We start from the raw sequence: 12194 nt of genomic DNA on the forward strand, positions 1-12194 counted from the left end.
GGGCGTGCACAGGGTCCGCGTGCCTGCCGTCTCTTTCCCAACTGCTCCGGCGAGCGCCGTTGCGGCAATCCGGACTCGGCGCCGGTGACCACCGAGATGAAACGGATCCCGCCTCCGGTGGCGACCTGTGTACACCGCCCGTGCCCCTGTGCGGGTCGTAGTCGGGCTTCCCGGCCCGGCACGAACGACCGGTTCGCATCCCATGCGGACGCGGCGGCGTCCCTCTTCGGCGCTGGCTCTGGGCATCGCCGCGGTCGTCTCGATGGAGCCGACGGCGACCGCCGCACCCGAGGCGCGGTTCGACTGGCCGCTGCAACCGCGCCCCGCGGTGGTCCGGCGCTTCGACAAACCCGCGCAGAACTGGCTGCCGGGACATCGCGGGGTCGATCTGGCCGGGGTGCAGGGGCAAGCTGTGCTGGCCGCGGGCGAGGGGATCGTCGTGTTCGCCGGAACCGTGGCCGACAAGCCGGTCGTGTCCATCGATCACCCGGGCGGGGTGCGCACCACCTACGAACCCGTTCGAGCCGACGTGCCCGTGGGCAGGCGGGTCGGGCGTGGCACCCGAATCGGCACGCTGGAGGCCGGACATCCCGGATGCGTGACGACATGCCTGCACTGGGGAGCCCGCGCCGAGGGCGCAGGCCGACGCGTCCGCGAGTACCTCGATCCCCTCGGGCTCCTGCAGCTCACTCCCCTGCGCCTCAAACCGGTGCGCCCCTCAGCCCGACCAGGAGAAGCGCCGTAGTTGGTTCGCGCCTCGGTTCAGGTCTCGGTGGAAACCTCGGTGATCGGGCCCGGCGTGTCGGCAGCGCGCGGTGGCGGGAGGGTGCGCGGCGGGGCGAAGATCGGGGGCATGGAGGATGGGCGGTCGTTCACGTATTCCGAAGTCGGCGCGACACGAGGTGCGCTACCGGAGGGGTATCACGGGTTTCGGCTGCGGCGGCCGATCGGGCGGGGTCGCGCGCTGTTCGAGCACGCGGGTGCGGAGATCTCGGCTTACCGGGTGCAGAAGGGCACCGGAATCTTCCGAGCCGCCGACACTCCGACGGCCGAACCCGGCACAACCATCACGGTGCGGCTCGGTGCCGGTCCATTCGGAATCACCGCACCGTGCCGCGTGGTGTACGTCCTCGACGAACCCGACCGACGGGGTTTCGCGTACGGAACCTTGCCCGGACATCCGGCGTCCGGGGAGGAACTGTTCGCCGTCGAGTACGACCCCGCCGACGACACGGTGTACGGGCTGATCGTCGCGTTCTCGCGCCCCGCCACCTGGTACACCCGACTCGGCGGACCCGTGGTGCGGCTGATCCAGCGTTTCGTCGCGGGCAGATACATCGCGGCCTTGCCGACATCTGCCTGACTCCCGACGGCACGCGGCGTGCACCCGCGAGCTCGCGCCACGCAGCATCACGGCGCGATCAGCCTGCCGCGACCACCAGCCGCGAGGTCTACGGTGTGACGATCGCGAAATCGGGGTCCGGGGCGTCGAAGATGTCGACCAGTTCGGCGAGCTTGGTGACGTCTCCCTCGATGACGATATCGCCGGCGGCCGCCGCGACGCCGAAGTCGTCACCGGCCAGCAACACCCGGATCAGCGTGGACTTGGCCAGGATGAACGTGGCGTCGGGTTGTGGCAGGCGCATACCGGGGGCCACATCGAAGTGGGTGAGGCGGCCGTTGCGCAGTTCGAGCCGGTGGGTGCGGTCCAGGTCGGTGAGGATCCAGTCGGTCACGAGCCGGTGGTCCCACGCCTTGGGACCGTCCACGCGCAACGCCAGAGCGTCGAAGATCTGATCGATGCTCAGTGCGGCGACCATGGTCGGCGATTCGCTCTTGGTCGGCGTGCCGAACGAGCCGTAGCGCAGCTCGTAGGCTCCGCTGAGATAGAAGTTGCGCCAGGTCGCGTTCTCCGCGCCGTAGCCGAGTTGCTCGAACGTGCTGGCCTGCAACGCTTTCGCGGCATCGTTGTCCGGGTCGGCGAAGACGACGTAGTTGAGCACCTGCGCCACCCAGCGGTAGTCCCCGGCGTCGTAGGAGACCTGCGCTTTGCGCAGCACCTCGTCGGCCCCACCCATGAATTCCACGTGCCGTCGCGCGGATTCGACCGGCGGGTGTTCCCACAGGTGCGCCGGGTTTCCGTCGAACCAGCCCATGTAGCGCTGGTAGATGGCCTTCACGTTGTGACTGACCGAACCGTAGTATCCGCGCGCATGCCAGGCCTCCCCGATGGCGGGTGGGAGCGTCACCAGTTCGGCGATCTCCGCGCCCACGTATCCCTGGTTCAGCAGGCGCACGGTCTGGTCGTGCAGGTATCCGTACAGGTCCCGTTGCAGCGAGAGGTATTCCACCAGGCGGGCGGTGCCCCAGGTCGGCCAGTGATGGGAGGCGAAGACGACGTCGGATTCGCGCGCGAACATATTGATCGCCTCGGTGAGGTACTTCGCCCAGACGTGGGCGTCGCGCACCAGGGCGCCACGCAACGTGAGCACATTGTGCAGGGTGTGGGTCGCGTTCTCCGCCATGCACAGCGCGCGGCGATCCGGGAAGTAGAAGTTCATCTCCGCGGGCGCTTCCGTACCGGGCGTGAGCTGGAAGACCATCCGTATCCCGTCGATCGTCTCCTCCTGGCCGGTCGCGGTGATGTCGACGGTCGGGGGAATCAGTGTGACGGTGCCGACCGAGGTGGTCTGCCCCAGCCCGGCTCCCACCGCCCCGAGTGGACCGCGCGGCAGCACCGCGCCGTACATGTACCCCGCGCGGCGTGCCATCGCCGTGCCCGCGTAGATGTTCTCCGCCACCGCATGTTCCAGGAATCCGGCCGGCGCCAGCACCGGACAGCGCCCCTCGGCGACCGCCTCCGTAGTGGTGACTCCGCACGCCCCGCCGAAGTGGTCGATGTGCGAATGCGTGTAGATCAGCCCGGTCACCGGACGGTCGCCGCGGTGGGTGCGGTAGAGCGCGAGACCGGCCGCCGCCGTCTCGGCCGAGATCAGCGGATCGATCACGAGGACGCCGGTTTCGCCTTCGACCAGCGTCATATTGGAGAGGTCGAAACCGCGGATTTGATAGATGCCCTCGCTGACCTCGAACAACCCCTGTCGCACCGCGACGCCGGACTGCCGCCAGAGGCTCGGATGGACCGAGACCGGGCAGGGTTCCCGCAGGAACGAGTAGGAGTCGTTGTCCCACACGACGGTTCCGTCTCCGGAGGTGACCACGCCCGATACCGGCGCGGCGATGAATCCGCGCTCGGCGTCGGTCAGATCGGTGGTGTCGGCGAATGGCAGTGCGGCGGCCGCACGCCGGTGTTCCGCGACGATGAAGCCGCTCGGCTCGCTCGCTGTGCTCATTGTCGTCCTCCTGTCGTCTCGACCAACCTTGCCGGGCCGCTGCCCGGTTCAGGGCAGCGGTTCGAGGGAGCCTGCGGCCGCGGCGGCGACCGCGCCCACGAACACCGCCGCGGCCGTCGCGGCGACGATGCGGCCACCATGGGCGTAGTGGCCGCGGCGCAAACCGCGGTTGCGCAGATAGCAGGCCCCGGCCAGCGCCGCCATCGTGATCGCGGCGCCGATCGGCGCCGCCGCGGCCGCTCGCCACCCGCTTTCGAGGGCTTGATGCAGGAACAGTGTGCCGACGACCATCGCCGCCACGGCGGTGCGCCGCCACGCCAGCGCGGTGCGTTCGGCGGACAGATGAGGCGCGCTCACCGCAGCAGCACCGCTATAGCCGCCAGCACCGAGACGATCGCGATGCCCGCCGACAGGACCGGTACCAGCACCGTGTCCGGCAGTGGATCGCCGCGCCGCATGGCCACGCCGACCCGCCGCCAGTGCGCGTACGCGCCGACCGCGACGACCGATGCGAGGACCAGGCAACTGAGCGCGATCGCGCGCCGCAGTCCCGCCATCCGGAACGACTGGACCAGTGTGTGCACCGCGACGCCGCCGGCCAGCAGTCCCAGCGCGGTCCGCATCCAGGCGAGGAAGGTGCGCTCGTTCGCGAGCGTGAACCGATAGTCGAGTTCCTCTTCGCCCCCTTCCGATTCGGCTTCGGGACTCGGCAGCGTCACGCCGCCTCGGCTCGGATCGTCGAGTGCCGACCGACCCGCGCACGAGGGTGGCGGTTCGTGACACGAGGCGGCGCTCCGTCGCACGGGTTCACGCCGGACTGCACGGTGGTCACGACACACCACGCTAGTGGGGACCGAGGAACCTCGCGGCGGCTCATCGCCGACGGCGGGAACCCGATCCGTGTTCGCAGGCGCACCGGGCACTTCGCGCGGGCGACACTCACCGTCGCCTCGCTCGGATTGCCGACTGGAAGCCAGACGCCGCGCGCAGCGCTCAGCAACCGTGTTCGCGTGCTGCTCCCTGAACGATTCCCGACTCGTGTTCGAGACCCCGAATCACACGATCGAACCAGCTCGCAGCATTCAGCGGCGGGACAGGTCCGGTCGGCGACGATCACGGGCACCACTCCATCGCTGCTAGCGTTGGCAAACGATCCGCTACGTCAGATTAATCGCCGTCACCTGGGCCGTCCACGCGCCCCGCGCGCCCGTGACCGGGTGGTTATGCAGCGCGTCAGATGGCGATGGCGTCCTCGAATGTCATGGCCAGCCGCGAAACGGACGAGGACATCAGCGCCCGGCGCGGCAAACCGAGCGACCGGAGTTCGGCGGCGATCTCGTGATCCCCCAGCTTCAACGTCGCCCCGCCGAGCCGCGCTCGCATGCCGGACGGCTGCATCTCCCAGCGCGTGCAGCGTGTCACGCCATCGATGTGCGAGTAGGCGTCGAACGAGGATGCGGTGGCGCGCCCGTTCGGGGTCGAGAATCCGGGCCGCAGCGTGAGATCCGCGATGAGCCGTCCGTTCTGGTGCAGCGCACCGCTGCGCGTCGGGCCACCGTGGTCGACGACGAAGTCGGCGAGTTCTTTCGGAAATCCCCAGATACCGCGCCCGGCGGCCAGGGTGAAATCGCCGTCGACCGGCAGCCGGTGGATCAGTACGCCTGCCTGCCCGGATCTGAGCGCCTTCAGATCGCCGAATCCCGAGGCCGCGCCCGCGGTGTGGTGGCGCACCATGAACGAGACGCCGAACTCGTTGTAGGGGCCCAGATCGCCGTCGACGTAGTCGACGAAGACCAGCGTGCACATCGCCCGCCCGCCGGGCAGCCGGAGAACCCGCAGGCCGGAGTAGTCGATGAGGCGTTGCGCCGCCGCGGCGGGCACCAGATAGGTGGCCATGAACGCGTGCGCGAGCCGGATGCGGACCGGCATGCGGACCTCGCGGCCGAGAACGGTGTGCGTGCTCACGTCGACGCCTTTCTGCGCATCGGCGCCCGCGCGCCGCGTGGCCGTGCGGAGCTACCGCACCGGACCACGTCCATAGAACACGTATCAGTTTATCGGCGCAATGCGGCGTCGACCGGACTTTCTCCCCAGGGAACCCGTTTCACTCCCACGACTCACTCCTCCGGAACACGACTTCCGCACGACTCCTCGGATCGCGCCGCATTCCGCAGGCGGGCTTCCAAGCCGTCGAGGACGCACAGCAGGCCGAAGTCGAAGGCCATCGCGCGCCCGACCTCCTGGTCCGTCGGGACGATCGCCTGATAGTCCGCGAGCATTTCGGGATAGTCACCGGCCAATTCGGTCATCACGCGCAGGACGCCGTCGGTGTCGATCTCGGCCCCCTTGTACGCCGTGTCCCAGGCGATCTCGGGCAGCACCTGGCCGAGGACGAAACACATCACCGTTCCGCTGGCGAGGTAGATGTCCACGCCATGAAACCCCGCCTGGACGAACGCGCGGCGCAGCCGATCGCTCAGGCGTAGCGAGTTCGGGCCGATACTGGGCAGCCGCCCCACCAGGGTCGCCATCCATGGGTGCTCCCGGATGCTCGCGCGGAGGCTGTAGGCGAAGGTGGTCAGCAGTTCGCGCCAGGAGGCCTGCTCGGGCTCCGGAGTCCGCACCAGGCCCCAGAACTCATCGAGCACCAATTCCAGCAGTTCCTCCTTGTTGGAGACGTGCCAGTACAGGCTGGTCGCGCCCGCACCGAGCTTCGCGCCGAGTTTGCGCATGCTCAGCGCCTCCAGTCCCTCGGCGTCGAGCAGTTCCACGGCCGCGGCGATGATCTGCTCACGATGCAGCCCGGCGGACTTGGGCCGGCGCGGCTGCTTGGTCCATACCGAGGCGAACTGCTTGGTCATAACACGATCTTATAATCGCTCGCACACTGTTCGAGTTTCTCGTACGCTGTGCGAGTGGAATCGAACGTTGTACGAGACCCTCGCCGCTGGTGGGTTCTGGGGGTCCTCTGTCTGTCCTTGCTCGTGCTGATGCTCGACAGCACCGTGCTCAATCTCGCGATTCCGTCGCTGATCCGGGAGCTCGGCGCCACCCCGTCGGACGTGCAGTGGATTCTGGACGCCTACGTGCTGGTCTTCGCCGGACTCCTGCTCACGGCGGGAAGCTTGTCCGACCGCTTCGGCAGGCGCCGAGCGTTGATCACCGGACTGGCGGTGTTCGGCGTGGCCTCGCTGGCCGCGGTGCTGGCGACCGAGCCGTGGCAGGTCGTGGCCGCGCGCGCCGCGATGGGCGTCGGCGGTTCGCTGCTGATGCCGTCGACGCTGTCGATCCTGATGACCACCTTCGCCGAGGACGAACGGCGCACGGCGATGGCGGCGTGGTCGACAGTCTCCATGGTCGGCATCGTCGCCGGACCGACGCTGGGCGGCTTTCTGCTCCAGCACTACTGGTGGGGGTCGGTGTTCCTGCTCAACATCCCGGTGGCCGTGCTCGCGATCGTGGCGGCGGTCGTGCTGATGCCCGAGACCACCGGCGAACAACGGCCGGTCGATCTGGTCGGGGTCGTCTTGTCCGTGGTGGCGCTGAGCGCGACGGTCTACGTGATCATCGAGCGGGAATGGAACGTCGGCGTGATCGTGCTGGCCGTCGTCGCGGCGGCCGCGTTCGTCGTGTGGGAGAGCCGATCGGCCCATCCGATGCTGCCGTTGGCGGTGTTCGGCAGCCGCGATTTCACGGGCACCTGCTTCACGCTGCTGTTGATGGTCTTCGGCATGGGCGCGGTCATGCTGATGCTGACGCAGTACCTGCAGTTCGTGCTCGGCTACGGGCCGATGAAGGCGGGGCTGGCGCTGTTGCCGTACGCCGTGGCCGCGGCGGTGTGCAACGGGCTCGGCGCGACGCTCGGCAAGACCCTGAGCAACAAGACGCTCATCGTGTCCGGCTTGCTCGTCATGGGTGTGGCCTTCGGCATCCTCGCCGTCGGGAGCGGGTACCTGTGGATTCTGGTCAGCATGCTCGTGATGGGTGTGGGCGGCGGTTTGGCGGGTCCGGCCGCGTACGCGGCCATCATGAGCGCCATCCCGCTGCAGCACGCCGGTGTCGGCTCCGCGATGAACGACACGCTGCAGCAGGTCGGCATGGCGATCAGCATCGCCGTCCTCGGCAGTGTGCTGGCCGGGGTCTTCACCTCGAACATGCCCGCCGACGCCCCCGACGCGGCCCGCGAGTCCATCGGAGCCGCCTTCCAGCTCGGCTACCTGGAGCCGGCCAAGGACGCATTCACCACCGCCATGTCCACCGGCGCGTGGATCAGCGCGGGATTCAGCATCGCCGCCGCCCTGCTCGGAGCGGTCCTGCTGCGCGCACGGCGGCCGGGAGCGGTCGTCGAGCAGCCGGAAACCGTCCCTGTGGCCAACGGCTGATCGTGTCGGCGGCCCCGCCGAGCGGGCGAGTGGCTCGAGGTATGAACTATTCCGACCCTGGGGCTGATGGTCTCCCGCGCGCCCTCCGAGAAGAGTTGATGGTGTGTTCACACTGTGGGCCTTCAACAAAAGAGGGCTCGTGAAGCAATCAATCGATGGAGACATCATGATCACGAACAAAATGCGCGTAACGGCGGCGGCGGTAGCGATCGCACCGGTCATCGCCCTGGGTTCAGGTTTTGCTTCGGCAGCACCGGACGTATCCCCCGGACCTGTGCACGTAGCGGATCAACCGGTACCGGTTCAGGTCGAGCCCGCGACATTGGGCCTGATTTGGCCGCTGGGCATTTTCTGCGCTCCTTTGTTGCTGCTTCCGCCGGTCGTCAACGCGGTCGCCGTGTTCGTCTGCGCCGCTTGACCGCATTCGTAGGCAGCGCCTCGAAGACGAGTGCGCCTCGGGAGGTGTCGTGAACCCGAGGCGCCTCGTCGCTGTCTGCGCTCCGCCACCGGGCTCCGGGACAAAGACGGAATTCCGATACCCGGCTCATCCGGCGCCCAGCCGGGGAAACTGCGGGAATCAATCGTGACGCGCGGATAAGTGCGGTTGAATTACCGGATGACCAAGTTCAGGAAACTCGTGGGCGCTGCCGCGGCACTCGCCGCGGCCACGGCGCTGTTCGGGGCACCCGGGACCGCGCACGCCGAGCCTTCCACCGTTCTGGGTGGAGGCTCCGGCATCGTCGTCGGCGGTCAGAACATCTGCACTCTCACCACGATCGGGCGCGACTCCAGCGGCCGGCTCGTCGGGTTCACCGCGGCGCACTGCGGTGGCGCGGGTGCCACCGTCGCCGCCGAAAACAATCGAGACGCCGGCGCTGTCGGCACTGTCGACTACGCCGACAGCACCATGGACTATTCCGTGATCGTGTTCGATCCGGGGATGGTCGCGCCGGTCAACCAGGTGGGCGGCACGACCATCACCGGCTTGGGTGGGCCCGCCCGCCCCCCGGACACCGTCTGCAAGGAGGGCCGGACAACCGGCCGGACCTGTGGGGTGGCCTATGGTGACGTGTTCACAAGCGGCAATTTGACCTGGACCCAGACGTGTGTCGTCGAAGGCGATTCGGGGGCTCCACTCGTCGTCGGAACCACGCTGGTCGGCATGGTCAACGGCTACTTGGCGGTGCCGTGTCTCGGACCGCAACTCGGCACGGACATCACCGCGGTCGTCGCCGACGTGAACGCGCGCGGTAGCGCCGGAGCGGGTTTCCAGCCGATTTAGCGGGACAGGGCGAACTCCGCCGGATTCGGCCGAAGCCTTACCTATCCGAGTCGGTGACAATGCCGAATTCGATAGCCCGTTCGACCAGGAACAGCCGTTTTTGGTTCGGAGGTAAGGCTTCGACCTGGAATATCCGGAACAGCGCACGCATGTGCGTCTTGACCGTCGAGATACTCAGGCACAGATCGCGCGCTATCCGACTGTTGGTCGCGGGATACGAATACGCGTTGTGCGCGTCGCATGGGCGGCACAGCGCCTCGAGAACCAGATACTGGGCCGGGGTCAGTGAATTGCGGGTGGGCAGCGGCGCATGGGCGAGCGTCATGTCCTCGTCGACGGATTCGGCGGCCCGGAAGACGAATACCGACCGGCCGACGCGAATCGTGTCACCGGAAGCCAGTTTCCGCCGTCCACCGACACGTTCGCCATTGACGAATGTCCCATTTTTGGACAGCCCGTCGTCGACGATGACCCAGCATCCGCCCACACGCTCGATAACGGCGTGTAGCCGAGAGACGGTCGGGTCGGAAGTTACGGGGATATCGGCCGTCGCGGAACGCCCGATAGTGAGACTTGCCGGGCCGCCGTCGAGCGAAATCTCGCGCGTCATGTCCTGTCCGGCGGGCCGGGAAGCGGCGCCTGCGGCCGACTGCCACCACGCGGACTGTCCCGCTGGTGAGTACAGTCCGCGATTCAGGGCCTGTCCGCCGGACGTAGGCATCGTTCGTCTTTCCCACTCGAAGTACGTCGTGAACTGCGGGCACCGATTCGCTTCTCTCAGGGTGCGCTTTCTGAGCACCGGCCACATGGGTATTCGCCTACTTCGCGATGTGACCGGGGCGCTTACCGAACCCCGAGTGCACGACACCGACACTAAACAGACCGCTCAGTCGGAATAGCGGCGCCCGGTGGCGATGGATCTTCAGCACGGCCGGATGAGCGTCCTCATCCGAGGTGGCTTGTTGTCCGGTGCGGCCGATCGGTCGCTGGGCCGAGTGAGACCGTCAGGCGCGCGGGTGGGCCTGGTCGTGCACCTTCTTGAGGCGGTCGATGGAGACGTGGGTGTAGAGCTGCGTGGTGGCCATGCTGGCGTGGCCGAGGAGTTCCTGGACCACACGCAGGTCCGCCCCACCCTCGAGGAGGTGGGTCGCGGCGGTGTGCCGCAAACCGTGCGGACCCATGTCGGGTGCGCCCGGGATGGCCGCGACGACCTCGTGCACCACGGTTCTGGCCTGGCGCTGGTCGAGCCGCCTGCCGCGGCGACCGAGCAGCAGCGCTCGGCCGGAGTCGACGGTGGCGAGGGCGGGACGTCCGTAGCTCAGCCAATTGCCGACCGCCTCGTCGGCGGGCGTGCCGAACGGCGCCGATCGCTCCTTGTTGCCTTTGCCCAGCACGCGCACCACGCGCCGCTCGCGGTCCACGTCCTCGATGTCGAGCCCGCACAGCTCACTGACCCGGATGCCGGTGGCGTACAGCAATTCCACGATCGCCCGATCCCGCAGTGCCATCGGATCGCGCTGGGCGGCACCGGATTGCGCCGCGTCCATGGCACCCAGCGCCTGTTGCCGCCCGAGTACGGCGGGAAGGACGCGATGCGCTTTCGGCGAACCCAACCGCAGCCCCGGATCGGCGGGCAACCGGCCGGTACGGGTGAGCCAGGCGGTGAACGTGCGCGCCGAGGACGCCCGCCGGGCCACGGTCGTTCGTGCCGCACCCGCCGCCGCCTGCTGCGCCAGCCACGACCGCAGTAGCAGCAGGTCCAGCTCGCGGATGGCCGAATCCGCCGACCGTGTGTACAGATGCTCCAGCAGCGACCGAGCGTCCCCCAGATACGCCCGCACCGTGTGCTCCGAGCGGTTGCGCCCGAGCCGCAGATGCCTGCCGTACTCCACCAGCAGCGCTTCCAGATCTTCGGGCAGTTCCTCCATCCCTCCACCGTCGCGACCCGCGCCCCGGATGGCAAGCCCCCGCGCCGACCGCGCTCACGGGCGGCGGGCCGTTCGGTGCCAACCACTTTCGTCACTGGCCACCAACCCCGCCAATTCGAGAGCGGCCAATGTCGCACGTACCACCGGAAGAGACAATCCGCACTGCCGGGACACCTCGAGCGGTAAGCGCGAACCCACTCTCGGCAGCGCGGCGAAGACCAGCGCCTCGTCGCCGGTCAGCCGGTGCTCCGGATCACCACCTGCCGCCGCTTCGGGAATCGACAAACGCAGCGGCCCCGCCTCGTCGACGACCTCCTCGGCACGGGTCACCAAGAGGGCTTCGCCGTCGCGGATCATGCGGTGGCACCCCACCGACGCGGCCGAGGTCACCGGGCCGGGCACGGCCAGTGCGGGACGGCCGAGGCGGCGTGCCCATTTGACGGTGTTGCGTGCGCCGCTGCGCAACCCTGCCTCGATGACGAGCACACCGTCGGCCAGGGCGGCGATCAAGCGGTTCCGGGCGAGGAACTGATGCTTCTGCGCGGTGACACCGGGCGGGTATTCGCTGACCACCAGGCCGGATTCGGCGATGTCGGCCAGCAGGCGCTCGTGCTGCGCCGGGTACGGCCGGTCGATCCCACAGGCCAGCACGGCGATCGTCGGTCCCTCCACCGCCAACGCCGCCTGATGCGCCATGCCATCGATCCCGAACGCGGCACCGGACACAATGGTCCACCCCTGCGCGGCGAGATCGCCAGCGATCTCCCCCGTGACCCGGTTTCCGTACCCAGTGCTGCACCGCGCACCCACCACCGCCACAGCGCGTTCGCTGGACTCCAGCAGCGAGCGTGGGCCGCGCACCCACAGCACGAGCGGAACGGCGCCGTCGCGATCCCGGCCCGGCTCGAGCTGCGCGAAACCGAGCATGCGCCAAGCGGGCCACTCCGGGTCGTCCGGCGTCACCACGCGCCCTCCGATCCGCTCGACGGTCTCCAAGTCCCGCGCCGCCACGTCGACCTCGCGACGCTGCGCCGTGGGCCCGCGAAGCGGTTCGGGCAGCGCGCACTCCCGCACAGCGCGCGCCGCCTCGACCACCCCGACCGACCCGATGAGCGCCGACAGTGGCGCGCACGGCCCCTGCACCACCCGCGACAGATACACCCAGGCGAGCCGCCGAGCATCGGCTTCGCCGCACGACACTCCGGAACCGGACGCAAGCGCGTCGACCACCGCGGGGACGTTCGCCACC

General features: G+C 68.6%; 13 protein-coding genes. 5 read left to right on the forward strand and 8 right to left on the reverse strand.

The features are described 5' to 3' along the window. Positions 1 to 202: 202 nt before the first annotated feature. Together ON19_RS20580 and ON19_RS20585 are read left to right on the forward strand one after the other, a co-directional pair. Positions 203 to 745 carry a M23 family metallopeptidase gene (locus tag ON19_RS20580; RefSeq protein WP_043695200.1) on the forward strand — a complete coding sequence of 181 codons (543 nt, stop codon included), beginning with the start codon at positions 203 to 205 and terminating at the stop codon, positions 743 to 745. Between the two features lie 108 nt (positions 746 to 853). Next, the gene (locus ON19_RS20585; protein ID WP_043695335.1) at positions 854 to 1363 is read left to right on the forward strand and encodes a DUF1990 domain-containing protein; all 510 of its coding nucleotides are present in this window, start codon (positions 854 to 856) and stop codon (positions 1361 to 1363) included. An 88-nt stretch (positions 1364 to 1451) separates the two neighbouring features. On the opposite strand, the gene ON19_RS20590 is transcribed toward ON19_RS20585, so the two are convergent. From ON19_RS20590 to ON19_RS20610, 5 genes are all read right to left on the reverse strand, one after another. Continuing rightward, positions 1452 to 3353, reverse strand: coding sequence for an alkyl/aryl-sulfatase (locus ON19_RS20590; RefSeq protein WP_043695203.1), 1902 nt, complete (start codon positions 3351 to 3353; stop codon positions 1452 to 1454). Between the two features lie 48 nt (positions 3354 to 3401). Continuing rightward, positions 3402 to 3710 carry a DUF202 domain-containing protein gene (locus ON19_RS20595; protein WP_051169106.1) on the reverse strand — a complete coding sequence of 103 codons (309 nt, stop codon included), beginning with the start codon at positions 3708 to 3710 and terminating at the stop codon, positions 3402 to 3404. Then, entirely contained in the window at positions 3707 to 4072 is a 366-nt protein-coding gene (locus ON19_RS20600) for a YidH family protein (protein WP_043695206.1), read from the reverse strand. Before ON19_RS20600 ends, ON19_RS20595 begins: the two co-directional genes overlap by 4 nt. A gap of 514 nt (positions 4073 to 4586) precedes the next feature. Then, the gene (locus ON19_RS20605; RefSeq protein ID WP_043695209.1) at positions 4587 to 5318 is read right to left on the reverse strand and encodes an acetoacetate decarboxylase family protein; all 732 of its coding nucleotides are present in this window, start codon (positions 5316 to 5318) and stop codon (positions 4587 to 4589) included. 152 nt (positions 5319 to 5470) lie between these two features. Further along, positions 5471 to 6214 (reverse strand): TetR/AcrR family transcriptional regulator, encoded by a 744-nt coding sequence (locus ON19_RS20610; protein WP_043695212.1) that lies wholly within the window; start codon positions 6212 to 6214, stop codon positions 5471 to 5473. 54 nt (positions 6215 to 6268) lie between these two features. On the opposite strand from ON19_RS20610, the gene ON19_RS20615 reads away from it, so the two are divergent. The 3 genes from ON19_RS20615 (at position 6269) to ON19_RS20625 (ending at position 9017) form a co-directional block, all read left to right on the forward strand. Next, positions 6269 to 7735 carry an MFS transporter gene (locus tag ON19_RS20615; RefSeq protein WP_043695214.1) on the forward strand — a complete coding sequence of 489 codons (1467 nt, stop codon included), beginning with the start codon at positions 6269 to 6271 and terminating at the stop codon, positions 7733 to 7735. 103 nt (positions 7736 to 7838) lie between these two features. Then, on the forward strand, positions 7839 to 8153 hold the full coding sequence (locus tag ON19_RS20620; RefSeq protein ID WP_157229766.1) for a hypothetical protein: 315 nt from the start codon (positions 7839 to 7841) through the stop codon (positions 8151 to 8153). A 198-nt stretch (positions 8154 to 8351) separates the two neighbouring features. Next, positions 8352 to 9017: a chymotrypsin family serine protease gene (locus ON19_RS20625; RefSeq protein ID WP_043695219.1), complete on the forward strand. Its 666-nt coding sequence runs from the start codon at positions 8352 to 8354 to the stop codon at positions 9015 to 9017. A gap of 37 nt (positions 9018 to 9054) precedes the next feature. Here the strand turns inward: ON19_RS20625 and ON19_RS20630 are convergent, their stop codons facing one another. The 3 genes from ON19_RS20630 to dprA form a co-directional block, all read right to left on the reverse strand. Next, positions 9055 to 9825, reverse strand: a complete 771-nt coding sequence (locus ON19_RS20630; protein WP_227954668.1) for an FHA domain-containing protein — start codon at positions 9823 to 9825, stop codon at positions 9055 to 9057. A 196-nt stretch (positions 9826 to 10021) separates the two neighbouring features. After that, positions 10022 to 10945, reverse strand: coding sequence for a tyrosine-type recombinase/integrase (locus ON19_RS20635; protein ID WP_043695225.1), 924 nt, complete (start codon positions 10943 to 10945; stop codon positions 10022 to 10024). A 54-nt stretch (positions 10946 to 10999) separates the two neighbouring features. Continuing rightward, entirely contained in the window at positions 11000 to 12145 is a 1146-nt protein-coding gene (dprA, locus tag ON19_RS20640; RefSeq protein ID WP_043695340.1) for a DNA-processing protein DprA, read from the reverse strand. Between the last annotated feature and the right edge of the window lie 49 nt (positions 12146 to 12194).

It is taken from the genome of Nocardia abscessus NBRC 100374, assembly GCF_000308455.1.
GTDB lineage: Bacteria > Actinomycetota > Actinomycetes > Mycobacteriales > Mycobacteriaceae > Nocardia > Nocardia abscessus.